At 66.3% G+C, this 18,977-nt stretch carries 16 protein-coding genes; 8 read left to right on the top strand and 8 right to left on the bottom strand.

Going from position 1 to position 18,977, the window contains the following annotated elements; genetic code table 11:
- Positions 1-7 precede the first annotated feature (7 nt).
- On the top strand, positions 8-379 hold the full coding sequence (locus G342_RS0104735) for a VOC family protein (RefSeq protein WP_018181958.1): 372 nt from the start codon (positions 8-10) through the stop codon (positions 377-379).
- 286 nt (positions 380-665) lie between these two features.
- On the opposite strand, the gene G342_RS0104730 is transcribed toward G342_RS0104735, so the two are convergent.
- A complete protein-coding gene (locus G342_RS0104730) occupies positions 666-2,726 on the bottom strand; it encodes an ATP-dependent helicase (protein WP_018181957.1) in 2,061 nt (686 codons plus the stop codon).
- 245 nt (positions 2,727-2,971) lie between these two features.
- On the opposite strand from G342_RS0104730, the gene G342_RS0104725 reads away from it, so the two are divergent.
- Both G342_RS0104725 and G342_RS0104720 read left to right on the top strand, forming a co-directional pair.
- A complete protein-coding gene (locus tag G342_RS0104725) occupies positions 2,972-5,200 on the top strand; it encodes a GumC family protein (RefSeq protein WP_018181956.1) in 2,229 nt (742 codons plus the stop codon).
- A 167-nt stretch (positions 5,201-5,367) separates the two neighbouring features.
- Positions 5,368-6,807 carry a mannose-1-phosphate guanylyltransferase/mannose-6-phosphate isomerase gene (locus tag G342_RS0104720; protein WP_018181955.1) on the top strand — a complete coding sequence of 480 codons (1,440 nt, stop codon included), beginning with the start codon at positions 5,368-5,370 and terminating at the stop codon, positions 6,805-6,807.
- 119 nt (positions 6,808-6,926) lie between these two features.
- Here G342_RS0104720 and G342_RS0104715 read toward each other — a convergent pair whose 3' ends face one another.
- From G342_RS0104715 to G342_RS0104690, 6 genes are all read right to left on the bottom strand, one after another.
- On the bottom strand, positions 6,927-7,793 hold the full coding sequence (locus G342_RS0104715) for an NAD(P)-dependent oxidoreductase (RefSeq protein ID WP_018181954.1): 867 nt from the start codon (positions 7,791-7,793) through the stop codon (positions 6,927-6,929).
- Positions 7,794-7,975: 182 nt separating this feature from the next.
- Positions 7,976-8,758 carry an amino acid ABC transporter ATP-binding protein gene (locus G342_RS0104710; RefSeq protein WP_018181953.1) on the bottom strand — a complete coding sequence of 261 codons (783 nt, stop codon included), beginning with the start codon at positions 8,756-8,758 and terminating at the stop codon, positions 7,976-7,978.
- Positions 8,755-9,411: an amino acid ABC transporter permease gene (locus G342_RS0104705; RefSeq protein WP_018181952.1), complete on the bottom strand. Its 657-nt coding sequence runs from the start codon at positions 9,409-9,411 to the stop codon at positions 8,755-8,757. The genes G342_RS0104710 and G342_RS0104705 overlap by 4 nt, the downstream gene beginning before the upstream one ends.
- Before the next feature lie 18 nt (positions 9,412-9,429).
- Entirely contained in the window at positions 9,430-10,089 is a 660-nt protein-coding gene (locus tag G342_RS0104700; protein WP_018181951.1) for an amino acid ABC transporter permease, read from the bottom strand.
- 18 nt (positions 10,090-10,107) lie between these two features.
- Positions 10,108-10,890 (bottom strand): transporter substrate-binding protein, encoded by a 783-nt coding sequence (locus G342_RS0104695; RefSeq protein WP_425402198.1) that lies wholly within the window; start codon positions 10,888-10,890, stop codon positions 10,108-10,110.
- Between the two features lie 309 nt (positions 10,891-11,199).
- The gene (locus G342_RS0104690; RefSeq protein WP_018181949.1) at positions 11,200-12,561 is read right to left on the bottom strand and encodes an aspartate aminotransferase family protein; all 1,362 of its coding nucleotides are present in this window, start codon (positions 12,559-12,561) and stop codon (positions 11,200-11,202) included.
- A gap of 129 nt (positions 12,562-12,690) precedes the next feature.
- Between G342_RS0104690 and G342_RS0104685 the strand changes: the two genes are divergently transcribed.
- Positions 12,691-13,494, top strand: coding sequence for an IclR family transcriptional regulator (locus tag G342_RS0104685; protein WP_026304126.1), 804 nt, complete (start codon positions 12,691-12,693; stop codon positions 13,492-13,494).
- Positions 13,495-13,503: 9 nt separating this feature from the next.
- On the opposite strand, the gene G342_RS0104680 is transcribed toward G342_RS0104685, so the two are convergent.
- Positions 13,504-14,067 carry a dihydrofolate reductase family protein gene (locus G342_RS0104680; RefSeq protein ID WP_026304125.1) on the bottom strand — a complete coding sequence of 188 codons (564 nt, stop codon included), beginning with the start codon at positions 14,065-14,067 and terminating at the stop codon, positions 13,504-13,506.
- Positions 14,068-14,261: 194 nt separating this feature from the next.
- On the opposite strand from G342_RS0104680, the gene G342_RS0104675 reads away from it, so the two are divergent.
- The 4 genes from G342_RS0104675 to G342_RS0104660 all read left to right on the top strand — a co-directional run bounded on the left by G342_RS0104675 (position 14,262) and on the right by G342_RS0104660 (position 18,962).
- Positions 14,262-14,717: an RbsD/FucU family protein gene (locus tag G342_RS0104675; RefSeq protein WP_018181946.1), complete on the top strand. Its 456-nt coding sequence runs from the start codon at positions 14,262-14,264 to the stop codon at positions 14,715-14,717.
- A 14-nt stretch (positions 14,718-14,731) separates the two neighbouring features.
- The gene (rbsK, locus tag G342_RS0104670; RefSeq protein WP_018181945.1) at positions 14,732-15,670 is read left to right on the top strand and encodes a ribokinase; all 939 of its coding nucleotides are present in this window, start codon (positions 14,732-14,734) and stop codon (positions 15,668-15,670) included.
- A gap of 393 nt (positions 15,671-16,063) precedes the next feature.
- Entirely contained in the window at positions 16,064-17,740 is a 1,677-nt protein-coding gene (locus G342_RS0104665) for a type 2 periplasmic-binding domain-containing protein (RefSeq protein ID WP_018181944.1), read from the top strand.
- Between the two features lie 109 nt (positions 17,741-17,849).
- A complete protein-coding gene (locus tag G342_RS0104660) occupies positions 17,850-18,962 on the top strand; it encodes a carbohydrate ABC transporter permease (protein WP_018181943.1) in 1,113 nt (370 codons plus the stop codon).
- Positions 18,963-18,977: the final 15 nt, after the last annotated feature.

Raw genomic sequence — 18,977 nt, 5'->3', positions numbered from 1 at the left:
CAACACCATGACCAACCCCAACATGATCCTGCTCTATGTCGAAGACACCGCCGCCAGCGCCGCCTTCTATGGCGACCTGGTCGGCCGCGAGGGCACAGGCCATTCCGCGAACTTCGCCACCGTGCCGCTCGATGGCGGCATGACGCTCGGCCTCTGGGCCCGCAGCACCGTCAAGCCGGCCACCAGCGGTACCGGCGGCGCGCAGGGCGAGATCGTCTTCATGGTCGAGGGCAAACCGAAGATCGACGCGCTCTATGCCGACTGGCAGGCGCGCGGGCTCAGAATCGCGCAGGAGCTGACGGTGCTGGATTTCGGCCCGACCTTCGTCGCCCTCGACCCCGATGGCCACCGCCTGCGCGTCTGCCTGCAGGACGAGTGAGGGCTGGATGAAAGCCCTCACCCCAACCTCTCCCCCCAGCGGGAGAGGGAACTGGCGGCATCCGCGCGGCTCTGTCCTTCACCTCTCCCGGAGGGAGAGGTCGACGGCCACAGGCCGGCGGGTGAGGGTTTACGGCCTCACACGCTTGGCTCTCTACAGAAAGAGTTTCATCCAGATCCTTCCCTAGACCCTCACCCGGAGCTTCGCTCCGACCTCTCCCTCAGGGAGAGGTGAAGGGGAGAGCGGCTCCGTCTTCCCTCTCTCCCGCTGGGCCGGGGCAAGGAACCTACTTCCACATCCCGCGCATCCGCGCCGCGATGTCGACCGGCACGCGCGGCCTTGCCGCCGCGCCCTCAGCCTCCGCCGCCACCGGCGGCCAGATTACCTGCTCGAACAGGGAGAGGATCGCCGACGGGATGAAGCGGGTGCGCGTCGCATAGACGTGGCGGTCGCCGCCGCGCGTCTGCTGGGTGACGAAGAAGCGCTGCGGCATGACGAGGTGCAATTCGTCCTTCGCCCGCGTCATCGCGACATAGAGCAGCCGCCGCTCCTCCTCGATCTCCTCGGCCGTGCCGGTCGAGAGATCGATCGGCATGCAGCCATCGACGACATTCAGCACGAAGGCCGATTTCCATTCCTGCCCCTTGGCGGAATGCACGGTCGAGAGGATCAGATAATCCTCGTCGAGCAGCGGCACGCCCGCCTCGCCGCTCGTCGCGTCGGGCGGGTCGAGCGTCAGCTCGGTCAGGAAGCGCTCGCGCGAGGCATAGCCGCCGGCGATCTGCTCCAGTTGAACGAGATCGGCGAGCCGCACCGTCGCGTCCTCGTGGATGCGTTCGAGATGCGGCTCGTACCAGTTTCTGACCGCCTCGATCTCGGCCGGCCAGCCCATGCCCCTCCCCTTGAGCGCGTCGATCAGCGCGACGAAGGCCGGCCAGTCGGCCGCCGTCTTCTGCGGCGGCTTGAAATCGGCCAAGGCCGCGACCGGATCGACCGCTCCCGCCATCGCGTCCAGCATCTTGCCGGCCGTGCCCGGCCCGACGCCCGGCAGCAATTGCGCGACGCGAAAACCGGCGACACGATCGCGCGGGTTCTCGACGAAGCGCAGCACCGCCAGCAGGTCCTTCACATGCGCCGCGTCGAGGAATTTCAGCCCGCCGAACTTGACGAATGGGATGTTGCGCCGGGTCAGCTCGAATTCGAGCGGGCCGGAATGATGCGCGGCGCGGAACATCACCGCCTGCTCCTTCAAAGCGACGCCGCGCTCGCGCGCCTCCAGCACCGTCTCGATGACATAGCGCGCCTGCTCGGCCTCGCCGCGCACGGTGACGAGCTGTGGTTTGGCGCCACTGTCGCGCTCGGTCCAGAGGTTCTTGGTGAAGCGTTCCGTCGCCAGCCCGATGACGCCGTTGGCGGCAGCGAGGATCGGCTGGGTCGAGCGGTAGTTGCGCTCCAGCGTGACGATCTCGGCCGGCGGCGAGAAATGGGCGGGAAAATCGAGGATGTTGCGCACGGTGGCGGCGCGGAAGGAATAGATCGACTGCGCGTCGTCGCCGACCACCGTCAGCCCGTCCCCCCTAGGCTTCAGCCCGAGCAGGACGGAGGCCTGCAGGCGGTTGGTGTCCTGGTATTCGTCGACCAGCACATGGTCGAAGCGCTCGGCGATTTCACCCGAGATCGACGGCTCAGCCATCAGATAGGCCCAGTAGAGCAGCAGGTCGTCGTAATCGAGCACGTTCTGCGCCTGCTTCGCCTCGACATAGGCGGAGAACAGCGCCTTCAGCTCGTCCTTCCACATCGCGCACCACGGGAAGACCCGGACCAGTACCTCGTCGAGTGTCGTCTCGGCATTGACGACGCGCGAATAGATGGCGAGGCAAGTGCCCTTGGCGGGAAACCGGCTCTCCTTCTTCGACAGGCCCCGCTCGTGCCGGACGAGGTTCATCAGGTCGGCGGAATCCTCGCGGTCATGGATCGTGAAGGCCGGATCGAGGCCGATCCATTGCGCGTATTCCCGCAGGATCTTGGCGCCGACGCCATGGAAGGTGCCGGACCAGGCGAGCGCATCGGTCAGGATGCCGCCCTTGTCGCCCAGGACGCCGGCGGCGATGCGCTCGACCCGGTGCGCCATCTCGCTCGCCGCACGGCGCGAAAAGGTCATCAGCAGGATGCGGCGCGGATCGGCGCCGTTCAGGATCAGATGCGCGACCCGGTGCGCCAGCGTGTTGGTCTTGCCGGAGCCGGCGCCCGCGATGACGAGCAGCGGCCCGCGCTCGGGCGTGGTGATGCCGAACTCGACGGCGCGACGCTGGTCGGTGTTGAGCCGGGCGAGATGGGCAGCCGTCATGGCGGATCGGTCGTTCCGTCGAATCAAGGGAAGGTCGTCCCGGATTGGAGCATGTTTCCCGTTTTGTTCGCAATGCGCGGGACCGCCGCAGCCGGCCGCGTTGACTCCTTCATTCCCTTACGTCAGGCTGAAACACACGGTCGTCCTTGCATCCGACGACCGTCACGAGCGGACCGGCAGCCGGGGGGGTAGCCAGGATGTTGGAAGGCAGGGGCCTTCGCCTCGCCACGGATGACGGCCGGGATATGCCCGAGCCGCCGGCCGAAGGGACCGCCGCTGTGCCACCCGCGTCGGAACATCCGCCCCTGCGCGACGGGATCCCGGCATCGGCCCCGCCGGCGTTCGACCCCTGGCGCCTGTTCCGGCTGATCCGGCGACAGATCTGGACCATCCTCGCCATCGTCGTTGCCGGGATGCTGCTTACGGCCCTGGCCGTCAGCCAGCTGACGCCGGTCTACCAGGCCTCGGCCCTGGTCATCGTCGATCCCTGGCAACGCAGCATGCTGAATACCGAGCCGGCCGGCACCGCGCGGCCGGCCGACAGCGCCCGCGTCGACAGCGAAGTCGAGATCCTGCGCTCACCCTCCATCCTCCTGGCGGCACAGACCCGCCTCGGGCTCGCCAGCGATCCCGAATTCGCGCCTGGAGGTTCATGGCTGACGCGCCTCGGCGAAAGGCTGGGCTTGGCCGCGCCAAAACTCTCCGACGAGGCGATCACGCAGCTGACGTTAAAGAGGCTCGATGCGGCGACGACCGTGACCCGTCGGGTCGGAACCTACATCATCGAGATCGCGGCGCGCTCGGAGGACCCGGACAAGGCGGCGCGGATCGCCAATGCGACGGCTGCCGCCTATATCGACGCCCAGATCCAGGCGAAGGTCGCCTTCGCCGCCAGCGTGCAGCAACGCCTGGCCCAGCAGCTCGAAACCACGCGCGCCACCCTGCGCGAGATGGAGCGCAAGCTCGACAGTTTCCTCGACGACAGCATCGGCCAGATCCAGAATCCGGAGCTGCGCGCGGAACTGGCCGAGATCCGCACGGCGATCAAGGAGCAGGCGTCGACCCGGCAGCGCTATGACGCCCTCGCCGGCCGGGCCCGCGAAAAGGCCCGCAAACGCGAGTGGGATGCCCTGATCGCGGAGCTGAACTCCGACCGCCTGGTCCGCCTGAATGCCGAGCATACGACGCTGCGCCTGCAGCTCGGCCCCGATGCGGCGACAAATCCGCAGGCGATCGCCAAGCTGACCGAACTCGACCGGCAGATCGACAAGGAGGCCCAGGCCGTCATCGACCGGATCGCCGCCGAGGCAGCTCTGGCGCGCGAGAGCGAAACGGAACTGCGCGGCCGGCTCAGCCAGCGGCTGGCCGGTAGCGACGTGCCCGCCGACATCGTCCTGCATTTCCGCGAGGCCGAGAGCGACGCGGCGGCGCTGCGCCAGGTTGTCGACAAGCTGACGGCCAACTCGACCGTCGCCATGGCCGAGATCGACCTGCAACTGCCGGACAGCCGCATCGTCTCGGCGGCGCTCGCGCCGTCGACGCCCGCCTTCCCCGACAAGCCGCTGATCTTCGCGCTCGCTTTCCTGGGCTCCCTGATCCTCGGCGTCGGTGCTGCGATCCTGCGCGACAACCTGACCCGTGGCTTCGGCGATGAGAGCGCGCTGGAACAGCTCGCCGGCGTGCCCGTGCTCGCGACCCTGCCAACGATCGAAACCCGGCATGACCGGCCCGGCGACGGACCGGCCGACGAAACGCTGGCCCATCCGCACGGCTCCTATGGCGAGGCGATCCGGCGCCTGCGGCTCGGGCTCGATCGCGCCCCCGCCACGGCCGGCAGGGCGCGCCTGCTGCTGGTGACGGCGGCGACGCCAGGCGAAGGCGCGACGCTGACGGCGATCGCGCTGGCGCGCTCGCTCGGCCTCGCCGGCCGGCGGACGCTGCTGATCGACGGGGATCTCCGGCGCCCGACGATCCACACAGAGCTCGGCCTTGCCCCCCGCCATAGCGTCGCCGACTATCTCGCCGGCCGGGGCATGGGTTCGGAAGGCCTGACCGTCGACGACATCGCGCCCAACCTCGCCATCGCGGCCAGCCCCGCCGACCCGCGCCTCAACCTCGATACGCTGCTGCAGTCGAACCGGCTGAACCAGCTCCTCCAGGATGCCCGGCAGAATTTCGACTATGTGCTGATCGACAGCCCGCCTTTGCTCGCGGCGATCGACGCCCTGCTGCTGATGCCGCATGTCGACGACATCCTGATGGTGGTCGACAGCGCGACGCCGCCGCGCGACGTCCGAACCGCGCTGCGCATGCTGGCGCGCGGCGGCACCGGCACGGCGCATCTATGGCTGGTGCTCAACCGCGTCGCCATGCCGGCGGCTCGCCGGTCGCGGCGTCGCGCCAGCCCCGGATCACCGACGGCCGCCCCTGCCCCGTCACGCTTCGCCCGTCCCCGCCCGCACAGGCCCTCCTAATCCCCCCGGTCGGAGACCCGCCGATCGGCGACAGCGCGGAGCACACCCACGTCGAGACATAACTTTTCGCACGGCTGCGAACCGTTAACCGCTCTGCGCGTTGAATTTGTAACCTTCTCCATGCGACATCAAGGCAAAGCGAGCGGGTCCATCCCAGCGAAAAGCGCATGAGAGGCGATGACATGGCAGGATCGAAGATTGTTCCGGTGATTTTGGCGGGCGGATCGGGAACGCGCCTCTGGCCGATTTCGCGGGATAGCATGCCGAAGCAATTCCTGGCTCTCGGCTCGGCACGCACCTTCTACCAGGACACCTTGCTGCGCCTGCCGCCGAAGAGCGAGGGCGGCACGGATCCGATCGTCATCACGGCCGACGCGTTTCGCTTCTTCGCCCGGCGACAGGCAGCCGAGATCGGCGTCGACGCCACCATCATCCTGGAACCGGCCCGTCGCGATTCCGCCGCAGCGCTGATCGTCGCCGCCCGCTACGCGCAGATGCTGCATGGCGACGACTGCCTGGTGCTGGCGCTCGCCGCCGACCATCTCGTGCCCGATGTCGCCCTGTTCCAGCAGGCCTGCCTCGACGCGGCGGCGGCGGCCGAGGAGGGCCACATCGTCACCTTCGGCATCACGCCGACCGAGCCGCGCACCAGCTATGGCTATATCAAGCCAGGCAAGCCGCTCGGGACGCCGGGCGCCTTCGCCGTCACTTCCTTCGTCGAGAAGCCGGACCGCGAGACGGCCGAGCGCTACGTCGCCGAGGGCTATCTCTGGAACTCCGGCAATTTCATCTTCCCGGCGGCGCTGATGCTGGCCGAGGCGGCGAAGTTCGAGCCGGAGATCGTTGCCGGCGCCGAGGCCGCCATCGCCGGCGCGCATGAGGATCTCGGCTTCCTCCGCCTCGACGACAAGAGCTTCGCGGCGATCCCGGCGAAGTCGATCGACTATGCCGTGCTCGAGCGCACCGACCGCGCCGCCGTCATCGAGGGCCGCTTCTCATGGTCCGACATCGGCAGCTGGGACGCGGTCCGCGACAGCCGGCCGGCCGGCGATCATGGCAATGTCACCTCGGGTCCGGTGGCGCTGATCGACAGCCACAACGCCTTCGTCCATTCGGAAGGCCCGCTGATCACCGGCATCGGCCTCGACAATCTGACCGTCGTCGCCTCCGAGGACGCCATCCTGATCATGCCGTCCGACCGCGCGCAGGACGTCAAGCATCTGGTCTCCAGCCTCAAGGCGGAGAAGCGCAACGAGGCCAATGAGCACATCAAGATCCACCGACCCTGGGGCACCTACCAGACGATCTGCCGGGGCGACCGCTTCCATGTGAAGAAGATCGTCGTCGAGCCGGGCGCCAAGCTGTCGCTGCAGAAGCACCATCACCGCGCCGAGCACTGGGTCGTCGTGCGGGGCACCGCCGAGGTGACGCTGAACGACACCATCAAGACGGTGAACGAGAACGAATCGATCTACCTGCCGCTCGGCGCGATCCACCGCGTCTCCAACCCGGGCAAGATCCCGCTCGAGCTGATCGAGGTGCAGACCGGCTCCTATCTCGGCGAGGACGACATCGTCCGCATCGAGGATATCTACGCACGGGTCTGAGGGGGCGTCTTCCCATCCGCGTCGCGGGGAGCGTGGCGTCCACGCTTCCCCGGCGACCGTTACCGCGACGTTGACAGGACGCTAACGGCGCGGGGCGTGTTAACCCCGCCCCCGGCGTCCTACGTTTCCAGCCGGGAAATCAGGCTCGACGTGTCCCAGCGATTACCGCCCTTGGCCTGGACGTCGCCGTAGAACTGGTCGACCAGCGCCGTCAGCGGCAGGCGCGCGCCGTTGTTGCGCGCCTCGTCGAGACAGATACCGAGGTCCTTGCGCATCCAGTCGACGGCGAAGCCGAACTCGAACTGGCCGGCATTCATCGACTTGTAGCGGTTCTCCATCTGCCAGGACTGCGCTGCGCCCTTCGAGATCACCTCGACCACCGCCTCGACGTCCAAACCGGCGCGCTTGCCGAAATGCAGTGCCTCGGCCAGGCCCTGGACGATGCCGGCGATGCAGATCTGGTTCATCATCTTGGCGAGCTGGCCCGAACCGACCGGACCGAGCAGCCGGCAGGCGCGGGCATAGCTCTGGATCACCGGCTCGACGCGGGAAAACGGCTCGGCATCACCGCCGCACATCACCGTCAGCACGCCGTTCTCGGCACCGGCCTGGCCGCCCGAGACGGGGGCATCGATGAAGGCGAAGCCGAGCTTGGCTGCCTCGGCATGCAGCTCGCGCGCCACTTCGGCCGAGGCGGTCGTGTGATCGACGAAGACGGCGCCCTTGGCGAGGCCGGCAAAGGCGCCATCCGGGCCGATCGTCACCGAGCGCAGATCGTCGTCATTGCCGACGCAGGCGAACACGATGTCCTGGCCGATGGCGGCTTCCTTTGGCGTCGCGGCGGCGCGGCCGCCGAACTCGGCAACCCACTTCGCGGACTTGGCGGCGCTGCGATTGTAGACGGTCACCTCGTGACCCCCGGCCTTCAAATGCCGCGCCATCGGATAGCCCATCACGCCGAGGCCCAGGAACGCTACCTTCGTCATCTCGATCTCCGTCGAAGTCCACCATGCCGGCGCCGGGTCGCGGCGCGCCGGGGAAAGGCCTAGCACGCGAGGCGCGTCCTGGCACCCGCAAGGGCATGCCGCGCCAACGAAAAAGCGAGGCCCGGACCCGGCGCCTCGCTTCAAGAGTCAGGGCCGGCGCGAAACGCCGCCCGTGCTGGCGATCAATGCCGCGAGCTCTTCAGGAATTCGTTCAGCCGCTGGCTGCGCCCTTCGCCGAAGATCACCTCGGGGGTGCCTTCCTCGGCGATGCGGCCCTGCTCCATGAAGACGATACGGTCGGACACCTCGCGGGCGAAGCGCATCTCGTGCGTGACGATCAGCAGCGTCGCGCCATCGTCGGCGATGCCCTTGATGGTGGTCAGCACTTCCTGCACCAGTTCCGGATCGAGCGCCGAGGTCACCTCGTCGAGCAGCACCAGCTTCGGGTTCATCGCCAGCGCCCGGGCGATCGCCACGCGCTGCTGCTGGCCGCCGGAAAGCTGGCTCGGATAATGATTGAGGCGCGCGCCGAGGCCGACCCGGCTCAGCCATTTCTCGGCGATTGCAAAGGCTTCGTCCTTGCCCATCTTCTTGACCTTGCGCAGGCCGAGCATGACGTTGCCGGCAGCGGTCAGATGCGGGAACAGGTTGAAGCTCTGGAACACCATGCCGGTCATGGCGCGCTGGCGCGACAGCTCCGCATCGCGCAACCGGACGCGCTTGCCGCCGGCCGTCTTGTAGCCGATCGTCTCACCGTCGAGGATGATATCGCCGCCCTGGAACTCCTCCAGCAGGTTGACGCAACGCAGCAGCGTCGTCTTGCCGGAACCGCTCGAGCCGATGATCGAGACGACCTCCTTCGGCCGCACGGCGAGATCGACGCCCTTGAGGATTTCGACGGCGCCGAAATTCTTCCTCAGAGCTCTGATGTCCAGCAGCGGACGCGCGGTTTCGTCGAGGATCATAGGCGGGCTCCGAGGCGGCGTTCCAGCGACTTGCCGAGCAGGTCGAGCGCGATGTTGACGACCAGATAAAGGATGCCGGCGAAGACGTAGAATTGGATGGTCATGAAATTGCGGCCAATCACTTCCTGCGTCTTCAGGAGCAATTCGCCGACGCCGATCATCGAAAGCAGGCTCGAACCCTTGATCAGCTCCACGCCGGTATTGATCCAGGGCGGCAAGGCGGTCCGAAGCGCCTGCGGCAGCAGCACATTGGCGAGGATCTGCGGGAACCGCAGTCCGATGGCGCGACCGGCCTCGATCTGGCCGGGCGGGATCGCCTGCAGCGATCCGCGTACCAGCTCACCGATATGGGCGCCGGCAAACAGACCCAGCGCCAGCGTTCCGGCCTGCGGCGCGGAGAGCGAAAGCCCGAGCACGGCCGGGACGTAGAACGCTGCCAGGATCAGCACCAGCAGCGGCGTGCCGCGCATGATGTCGACATAGAGACGGAACGGCAGCTTGACCAGGAACGAGCCGAAAACGAGCTGGATGCCGACAATGCAGCCGAGGATCGTGCCGAACACGATGGCGCCGACCGAGATGCCGATCGTCATCAGGAAGCCGTCGAATATCGGCCATCGTGCGATCCAGAGCTGGGCGAGAAAGGCGTCCATTGGATAGATGTGACCCGATCAGAATTTGGGGAAGCGTCGCTCGAGCATCCGCAGCAGGGCGGCGATCGTGAAGCAGGCCGCGATGTAGAGGCCGCTCGCCACCGACCAGGTCTCGACGACGCGGAACGTGTCGACATTGATCTTGCGCGCTTCGAAGGTCAGCTCGGGAATCGCGATCGCCGCGGCAATCGAGCTGTCTTTGAACATGCCGATGAAGGTGTTGCCGAGCGACGGCAGCGAATTGCGCAGCATGACGGGGGCGACGACGTAGAGGTTCGTCTGCAGGCGCGTCAGCCCGATCGCCCTGCCCGCCTCGACGATGCCCTTCGGCACGGACAGCAGGCCGGCGCGGAACACTTCCGTCAGATAGGCACCCGCATAGAGCGCCAGCGAGCCGATGAAGCTCTCATACTTGTCCAGCCGGATGCCGGTTGCCGGCAGGGCAAAATAGACCAGCAGGACGAGGACCAGCAGCGGAATGTTGCGGATCAGCAGGACGTAAGTCCCGCTGATCGCGCGGAGCAGACGCGAATGCGACACGCTAGCGAAGGCCGACAGCAGACCGATAAGCGTGCCGATCGCCACGGCGGCGACCGCCAGGCCCAGTCCGATGGCGAGCCCGCCCAGAAGATGGTCGAAGCTCGCCCAGACGGCACCGAAATGCAGCGTGTAGTTCACGTTGTAGATCGCCCGGACTTAGCGGAATTCAGCCGGGAAACCGATCTGCGGGTCGGACGGCGACACGCCGAACCAACGCTCGTAGGCTGCCTTGTAGGTCGGGAAGGTCGTGCCCGTCATCGACTCGCGCAGCGCGACGTTGACGAAGTTCAACCAGTCCGGGTCGCCCTGCTTGACGATGCAGGCATAGGTCTGCGGGTTCCAGCTGAAGCCGGAGTCCACGTAGCGACCCTCGTTCTGCTTCATGTAGTAGGCCAGCGACGAGGTATCGGTCGCGGCCGCGTCGGCACGGCCGGAATTCAGCGCCTGGTACATAAGGTCGACGCTCTCGAACTGGTCGACCTTGGCATCCGGCAGTGCGGCCTTGACCATGCCTTCGGCGAAGACGTTCTGCAGCACCGAGACGGTCACGTCACCGCCAGCCGCCTTCAGAGCCGCATAGTCAGGATATTTGCCGCCGGCCACCATCATCAGGCTGACGCCTTCACGATAGTACGGGACGGTGAATGCCACCTGCTGGGCGCGGGCCGCCGTCACGGTGATGAACTGGCAGGCGATGTCGACCTTGTCGGTGACGATGTTCGGAATGCGGGCGTCGGACGCCTGGTTGACGAACTCGATCTTGGTCTCGTCGTCGAACAGGCCCTTGGCGATCATCTTGGCGACGTCGATGTCGAAGCCGACGAGCTCGCCGGATTCATCGCGGAAATGCCACGGCGGATTGGTGCTGCCGGTGCCGACGACCAGCTTGCCGCGGGCGAGCACGTCCTGGAGCTTGCCGGCGAAGGCCGGCTGCGCCATCGACAGGGCCAGCGTAACGGCGCCAAGGCCGGTTGCGATCTTCAATGCGGTAGCGCGCATAATTTTCCCCTCTTCTCAGATGATGCAGAGCATCAGCCGACTTCCCAAGTTTCGCCATGGGGATTCGAAGATCGGACTCCGAATTAATGCGGGCGCCCGACCTATTCATCCCTGACTACGCCGCGCTGCTCCGGCTTTTATCCGGTAGCGAGCGCGGCGAATACGATTCTGCAGACACAACGTCCCTCGCCGAAACGACGATGGCAAGACGGCCGTGTTTCACTGCACGAAATTATTTATAATCGCCAACTACAGGATACCGCCGGCCTTCAGCTCGCCGACGGCGCCCTCGACGGCGGCCAGCGTCGCATCGACCACCGCCTCGTCATGCGTGATCGACATGAACCATGCGCCGCGCTCGAGCGCGCGGACGCCGCGCTTCAGCAGCGCGGTCGTGAAGGCGACATAAGCCTTCTTGTCGGAACGGGCGAGATCGCGATAGTCGACCGCCGGCGCGTCGAGGCCGAAGGCGACGTGGAAGATCTGCGGATAGCCGGTGACGACCGCCTTGACGCCGGCCTTGTCGAAGATGGCGCGCATGCCCTCCATCAGGCGCGTGCCGTTGCGGCCGATCGTGGCGTAGAGCTCCGGCGTCAGCGACTTCAGCGAGGCGACGGTCGCAGCCATCGAGAGCGGCTGCGAATTGTAGGTGCCGCCATGCACGACGCCGCCCGAGACGAACATGTCGAGCAGGTCGGCGCGGCCGGCGATGGCGGCGACCGGGAAGCCGTTGGCGATCGCCTTGCCGAAGGTGGCGAGATCCGGCGTGACGCCGAAATGCGCCTGCGCGCCGCCGGCGCCGAGACGGAAGCCGGTGATGACCTCGTCGAAGATCAGGATGGTGCCGGCCTTGGTGCAGGCCTCGCGCACGCCTTCGAGATAGCCCGGCGCCGGATGGATGGCGCCCGCGTTGCACATGGTCGCTTCCATGATCACGCCGGCGACGTCGCCCTTGGCAAGACGCGCCTGGAGAAGCGCCAGATTGTTCCAGGGCAGGACCTCGAGTCCCTCGGACGACTGCGGCAGCTGGCCCTTGCTGCCGGCGACCGGCACGGGCTTGTCGGCAGGACCTGCCGCGTCGAGCGCCGGGGCGGTCGACCACAGCACGTTGTCGAACCAGCCGTGATAGTGGCCCTCGAACTTGATGATGACCTGGCGGCCGGTGGCGGCGCGGGCGAGCCGCAGCGCGGCCTGGTCGGCCTCGGAGCCGGAGGAAGCGAAGCGCATGCGCTCGGCGCAGGGAACCATCTCGCAGACGAGGCGGGCCGCTTCGGTCTCGACCTTGGACTGGCCACCGAACAGGATGCCGTGCCGCATCTGCTCGGTGACGGCGTCGGTGAGCGCCTGCGGGTTGTGGCCGAGGATCATCGGCCCCATGCCGAGATAATAGTCGATGAGCTTGTTGCCATCGACGTCGAACAGATACGGGCCTTCCGCCTTCTCGAAGACGAGCGGCGTCGGCGAGATGTTCATGCGGAAATTGCTGTTGACGCCGCCGGCGATCCACTGGGCGTTGCGGCGGATTTCCTCGACCGAACGGTCGAAGGTCAACGGCTTGGACGACTGGGCGGCTTCGGTGGTCATGGTGTCCGCCTGGTTGTGGATGCTCAACGCTAGCTCCTCTGCTTGGCTGTCCCCGCACCAAGCCAGATGGGCCGTTTCATGTAAACGGATGCTTGTTTCGCGTGGCGGAAAAAAGCTAGTTTCCCCGCCAGTCGGACAGGATTGGATCAGCAGAAGATGAGCACGGCAACAGACGACCGCTACATAGTCGGCCCCGTCCTCAAGGCCCTGAAGGTTCTCGACGCAATCGCGCAGAAGGGACACCCGGCCTCGCTGACGACGATCGCCGCCGAACTCGGCCTGCCGAAGACCAGCGTGTTCCGCTATCTGCGCACGCTGAGTGCTGCCGGCTTCCTCACCTATGACGCCGGCAGCGACCGCTACAGCGTCGGCATCCGCTTCCGCGCGCTTGCCACCGCCGACAAGAGCATCCAACGCCTGCGCGATTGCGCGCTGCCGGCGCTGACCGAGATCAACCGCGAATTCAACGAGACCACCAATCTCGCCGTGCTGGCCGACAACCACGTCGTCTATATCGACATCATCGAATCGACCCGGGCGCTGCGCATGCAGGCGCGGATCGGCAGCCGCGATCCCGTCCACTCGACCGCGCTCGGCAAGGCGATCCTGGCGCAATTGCCGCTCGACGAGCGCAACAAGCTGCTGTCCGACGCCTTGCCGCAACGAACGCTCCGGACGATCACGCAGCTGAAGACGATCGAAAGGCAACTCGCCGACGCGGCTGCGGAAGGTGTCGCCATCGAGGTCGGCGAGAACGAGGAAGGCACCATGTGCATCGGGGTCCCCATCCTCAACGAGATCGGCTATCCCGTCGCCGCCATCAGCGTCTCGGCGCCGGAGCGGCGGGTGACGGACGAGATCCGGCCGCGGCTGATCGCAAGGCTGCGCCAGGCGACGACACAGATCTCGCAGCAACTCGCCTCGTCGCACTATCAGCGCCTGGCCGGCGATCCCGACTGAAGGACCGGCTCAACCCCGCTGTTCGTAGCTGAGCAGCACATTGCCATTGGCGAAGCGGCGAATGTCGGCGAGACGAAGATCGAGCCGCCGCCTCGCGCCCTCGAACAGGGCCCAGCCCTCGCCCAGCACGACCGGATTGACGATCAGCTGGTAGAGGTCGATCAGACCCGTCGACGCGAGCTGCGCCACCAGGCTGCCACTACCGAGGATCACCAGATCGCGCTCGGAGCCAGCCTTCAGCGCCCGGATCTCCGTCGCGGGATCCGCGGTCGCGAGCTGGGTGTTTTGCCAGGAGGGTGCCTTGAGGGTCCGCGAGAACACCGTCTTCGGCAGAGCATTCATGGCCCGTGCCACGACCGGATCGGCCGCCGAGGCCATCGGCGTCGGCCAGTAGCTCGCCATCATCTCATAGGTGACCCGTCCGAAGACGAGGTGGCCGCCTTGTTCGGCGTTATCGGCCAGGAACGCGTTCCACTCGTCATCGTCGCCGCGATGGGCCCAGCCGAGATCGCCATCCCGACCGGCGAAATAACCGTCGAGCGTCACCTGGTTGAAGACTGTCAATCGATTCACCGGATCTCTCCTTCGTCGCTGCCCTTGTCCGAACGACGACGTTCGAACGCGGGCGATATCGACAGGCGGAATTCTTTCCATCCCGGACCCCATTCCCGCCGCGCCGAATGTCACGCTAGAGTGCCGGCACGGCGCGCCGGACCGGCCGCCCGAAGATCCGTGCCAAGCGGACGGACGACCAACGGAGGGACTTCATGCTGAAATCGATCGACCCGCTTCTGAACGCGGATGTTCTGTACGCCCTGAGGGCGATGGGACATGGCGACGACCTCGTCATCTGCGACACCAATTTCCCGGCCGACGCCGTTGCCCGCGAGACCGTGCTGGGCGAACTGCTGCGCATCGACAATGTCTCGGCCGCGCAGGCAGCGCGCGCGATCCTCTCCGTCCTGCCGCTCGACAGCTTCGTCGACCAGCCGGCGCTCCGGATGGAAATCGTCGGCAGCCCCGACCAGCTTCCCGACGTGCAGAACGAAGTGCAGGCCGAGATCGACGCCGCCGAGGGCCGCTCCTGGCCGATGGGTTCGGTCGAGCGCTTCGAGTTCTACGAACGGGCGAAGAATGCCTATTGCGTCATCCAGACCGGCGAACGCCGCTTCTATGGCTGCTTCATCCTGAAAAAGGGCGTCATTCCGCCCGACGCGCGCTAGGTCGGAGACGCAGCATGGCGGAGACACGGCGCGGCGTCGCCATTCTCGGTATCTTCGTGGCGGACCTCGCTTTTCGGGCGGGGCGTATGCCCGGCATCGGCGAGACCATCGCCGGATCCGGCTTCAAGATGGGGCCCGGCGGCAAGGGCTCGAACCAGGCGGTCGCCGCGGCGCGGGCCGGCGCGCCGGTGACCTTCCTCTCGAAGGTCGGCAAGGATGCGTTCGGCGCGATCGCGCTCGACACCTGGCGGGCCGAGGGAATTGTCGCGCGTGTCGCGGAACTCGACGACCAGCCGACCGGCGCCGCCTTCATCTACGTCAACGACCAATCGGGCGAGAACGCCATCATCGTCGTGCCGGGAGCCGCCGCGACAATCGGCGCCGGCGACGTCGAGGCGGCGGCCGACGCCATTCGCGCGGCGGCGGTCTTCATCACCCAGCTCGAACAGCCCGTGGCGGCCGCGCGGCGAGGGCTCGAAATCGCCCGCGCCGCCGGCGTGACAACGATCTTCAACCCTGCACCTGCCGAACCGTTCGACGACGCGCTCTATGCGCTCTGCGACTATGTCACGCCGAACGAGAGCGAGGCGTCGTTCCTGACCGGCGTCGCCGTCACCGATCTCGCCAGCGCGCGCCGGGCCGGCGACGCGTTCCTCGACAAGGGCGTCGGCACGGCGCTAATCACGCTCGGCGAGGCCGGTGTGCTGCTGCACAGCCGCGACGGCTCGACCCACGTTCCGGCTATGGCGCCAGGACCAGTCGTAGAGACGGCCGGCGCCGGCGACGCCTTCAATGGCGGCTTCGCGGCGGCCCTCGCCCGCGGCGCCGATCCGGTCGAAGCGGCCCGCTTCGGCTGCGCCGTCGCCGGCATCTCGGTCACGCGCGCGGGCACCGCGCCCTCCATGCCCTATCTCGCCGAAGTCGAAGCGCTGCTGGCAGGGGCCGGAGTCTAGCCCAAGCGCGGCGAGCGGGGCTGATTTTCGCGACACAGATCAACTATGCCTGACTATAAGTTAGCCTTTCCAATCCTATAGATCAGACATAGTTAAGCCTTACTGTTTCATCAGCAAAATCAATGGCTATTCCCCTGGGTAGGGGGCACTTCCATCTTCCGGATTGACGCGTCGCGCATTTATGGCTCTTGTTGTCGCCCGGTGGATCGGAAGCTTGGTTGCGGCGATCTCAACCGGAACTGAATTGCGTCGCTGGAGGGCGACGCGGGGGGAGAATGGAGACGGATATTGCGTCTCCATTGCGGGTTTTCGCATGCGCGCCAGCGAACCGGTCAACGGGATGCGGCGAAGCGCAGCAAAGGCCGCGACACATCATTTTGGGAGGGAGTTTTCATGAAGAAGCAGGACTACGATCAGCATTCGAAGTGGCTGGCCAGCCGCCGCGGCATCCTGAAGGGCGCCGCCGGCCTTGGCGCACTGGCTGCCACCGGCGCGCTCGGCATGGGCGGCTCGAGCCTGTTCGCCCAGCCCGCCATGGCGCAGGCCGGCGACCTTCGCGCCCAGCTTCTGGCCGTTCCCGGTGTCGGCGCCGGTTCGCCCACCGATGCCGACTGGCAGAAGGTTGGCGAGATGGTCCTCGACGCCACCAAGAAGAACGTCAAGGAAGGCGAGTTCGCGGGCGTCGAGCTGACCTTCATGGGGCTCAACAACCAGAACCTGCACAACATGCTGTTCCGCGGCTTCCTGAAGCCGTGGGAGGCCTATACCGGCGCCAAGATCAACTGGATCGATCTCGCCCAGGCTGACTACAACGCCCGCCTGCAACAATCGATCGCCACCGGCACCGTCGATTTCGACGTCATCGAGATGGGCGCGCCGTTCGAAGGCGATGTCTGCGGCAAGGGCCTCGCTTCCGAGATGCCGGACTGGGTCAAGGCCCAGATCGACATGGACGACTATGTCGGCTACCTCAAGGCGCCGGTCGGCACCTGGAACGGCAAGACCTATCGCGTCTCGATCGACGGCGACTGCCATACCTTCAACCACCGCACCGACGTCTTCGCCGATGCCGACCTCGCCAAGGCGTGGAAGGAAGAAGGCAATGCCGGCGAATGGGCGGTGCCGAAGACCTGGCAGCAGGTTCAGGCCGCGACCAAGTTCCTCAAGGGCAAGAAGCTCGGCGGCCAGGACCTCTACGGCTATCTCGACGCGCCGAAGGCCTGGGGCGGCTTCGGCTTCTACTTCCTCGGCAGCCGCGCCACCGCTTACGCCAAGCATCCGGACGACAAGGCCTGGCTGTTCGACGCCGACACGATGAAGCCGCGCATCAACAATCCGGCCTGGGTGCGCGCCATCCAGGACGTGATTGACGCGCTGCCGTCTGAGCCGGCCGACCAGATCAACGCCGATCCGAACACCACCGCCTTCCAGCAGTTCCTCGGCGGCACCGGTTCGATGGTCTCGTGGTGGGGCGACGTCGGCTCCAACGCCAAGACCAGCGACACCTCGGTGGTCGGCGACGTCACCGGCTTCTCGATCCTGCCGGGCTCGGACGACGTCTACAACGCCAAGACCGGCCAGTGGGACAAGCTCGCCAGCGGCCCGAACTACGCGCCGAACATGGCCTTCCTCGGCTGGGGCGTCTACGTCATGTCGCGCGTCGACGCGGACGAGAAGAAGAAGAAGGCCGCATGGTCCGCTGCCGCCCATCTCGGCGGCAAGGACATCGCGCTCTGGATGTCGGCCTATCCGTCGGGCTTCCAGCCCTACCGGAACAGCCAGTTCAACATCCCGGAATGGGTTGCCGCCGGCTATGACGAGGCGTTCATCACCGCCTATCTCAACGCCAACAAGGACAGCTACAACCACCCGAACGCGGCGATCGAGCCGCGCATTCCGGGCATCTTCCAGTACTACTCGATCGCCGAGGACGAACTGGCCAAGACCTTCGCCGGCCAGAACACCGCCCAGCAGGGCGCCGATGCGATCGCCGCCGCCTGGGAGAAGCTGACCGACCAGATCGGCCGCGAGAAGCAGATCGAGCTCTACAAGGCCTCGCTCGGTCTCTGAGCCAAGCAGGTCTTACCTGCTGATCATCCGGGGCTGGCGGCGCTGACGCGTCGCCAGCCGCTTTTTTCTGCAAGCGTCGTTGCGACGCTCTTTGACGAAGCGAACCACCATGCAGACCTCGACAGCGGCCGCGCACGATACGATCGCGGCTCACGATATTCCCGAGGCACGCCGGACGGCCGGAAAATGGCTGATCACGCTGGCGACGATCGCGCTCGCCGCGATCGCCATACTCCAGGGTTTCTACGCCGCCGGCCAGACCGATATCGGCTTTTCCAACTGGCGCCCGGTCCTCTACGCCTATCTTGCCTGGGGCGTGGCGCTCGGCGTCGGCCAGGTGATGATCCGCGGTGAAGGCGGCAAGCGGGCGCTGTTCGTGCTGCCTGCCATCCTGTTCACCGTCGCGGTGGTGATCTTCCCCACCGTCGCCGGTCTCTACATCGCCTTCACCGACTGGAACCTCGCCTCGTTCGAGGGGCGCTCGTTCAATGGCCTCGCCAATTTCTGGGCGCTGATGAATGACGGCTATTTCTGGAACGCGCTGCGCAACATGGCCTATTACGTGCTGGCGGTGCTGGTGCAATACGCTATCGCCTTCGGCCTCGCCATGCTGCTCAACGCCGAGATCCGCGCGCGAAAATTCTTCCGCGTCGCCTTCCTGATGCCATTCATGCTGAGCCCCGTCGCCGTCGGCTGGATGGTCGGCAAGTCGCTGATGGAATATCGCTTCGGCCCGGCGGCGACGCTGGCCCGCTTCCTCGGCTGGGAAAACCCGGCCTTCTTCGCCTCGCCCTGGATCGCCCGCTTCTCGATCATGGCGATGGACGCCTGGGTCTGGATCCCGTTCGTGATGATCCTACTCCTCGCCGGCCTGCAGGCGTTGCCGAAGGAGATCCTGGAAGCCGCCAAGGTCGATGGTGCTAGCCCCTGGCGCTCGTTCTGGCAGATCATCTTCCCCTTGATGCTACCGGTCTCGATCACCGCGATCATCATCCGCATCATCTTCCAGCTGAAGCTCGCCGACATCGTCATCACAGTCACCTCCGGCGGTCCCGGCGGCGCCACCGACACGGTGTCGAGCTTCATCTTCCGTGAATACCGAGACAGGTCGAATGTCGGCTACGGCACCATGGTGGCCGAGTTCTACTTCATCCTGATCGCCCTTTTCGTCGCGCTGCTGCTCTGGGGTTCGAGCCGCTGGATGAAGCGGGTGACCGGGTGATGGCCACGATTATGA

The sequence above is a fragment of the Kaistia granuli DSM 23481 genome (genome assembly GCF_000380505.1).
Lineage (GTDB): Bacteria > Pseudomonadota > Alphaproteobacteria > Rhizobiales > Kaistiaceae > Kaistia > Kaistia granuli.
This window is presented reverse-complemented; position numbering and strand designations above follow the sequence as displayed.

What these genes read in the sequence shown, in the direction of transcription:
- G342_RS0104705 (WP_018181952.1), bottom strand. Translation starts at nt 9,411, where the DNA reads ATGGACGCCTTTCTCGCCCAGCTCTGGATCGCACGATGGCCGATATTC.
- rbsK (WP_018181945.1), top strand. Translation starts at nt 14,732, where the DNA reads ATGGCGGAGACACGGCGCGGCGTCGCCATTCTCGGTATCTTCGTGGCG.
- G342_RS0104720 (WP_018181955.1), top strand. Translation starts at nt 5,368, where the DNA reads ATGAGAGGCGATGACATGGCAGGATCGAAGATTGTTCCGGTGATTTTG.
- G342_RS0104725 (WP_018181956.1), top strand. Translation starts at nt 2,972, where the DNA reads ATGCCCGAGCCGCCGGCCGAAGGGACCGCCGCTGTGCCACCCGCGTCG.
- G342_RS0104715 (WP_018181954.1), bottom strand. Translation starts at nt 7,793, where the DNA reads ATGACGAAGGTAGCGTTCCTGGGCCTCGGCGTGATGGGCTATCCGATG.
- G342_RS0104710 (WP_018181953.1), bottom strand. Translation starts at nt 8,758, where the DNA reads ATGATCCTCGACGAAACCGCGCGTCCGCTGCTGGACATCAGAGCTCTG.
- G342_RS0104665 (WP_018181944.1), top strand. Translation starts at nt 16,064, where the DNA reads ATGAAGAAGCAGGACTACGATCAGCATTCGAAGTGGCTGGCCAGCCGC.
- G342_RS0104675 (WP_018181946.1), top strand. Translation starts at nt 14,262, where the DNA reads ATGCTGAAATCGATCGACCCGCTTCTGAACGCGGATGTTCTGTACGCC.
- G342_RS0104685 (WP_026304126.1), top strand. Translation starts at nt 12,691, where the DNA reads ATGAGCACGGCAACAGACGACCGCTACATAGTCGGCCCCGTCCTCAAG.
- G342_RS0104660 (WP_018181943.1), top strand. Translation starts at nt 17,850, where the DNA reads ATGCAGACCTCGACAGCGGCCGCGCACGATACGATCGCGGCTCACGAT.
- G342_RS0104735 (WP_018181958.1), top strand. Translation starts at nt 8, where the DNA reads ATGACCAACCCCAACATGATCCTGCTCTATGTCGAAGACACCGCCGCC.
- G342_RS0104730 (WP_018181957.1), bottom strand. Translation starts at nt 2,726, where the DNA reads ATGACGGCTGCCCATCTCGCCCGGCTCAACACCGACCAGCGTCGCGCC.
- G342_RS0104695 (WP_425402198.1), bottom strand. Translation starts at nt 10,890, where the DNA reads ATGGCGCAGCCGGCCTTCGCCGGCAAGCTCCAGGACGTGCTCGCCCGC.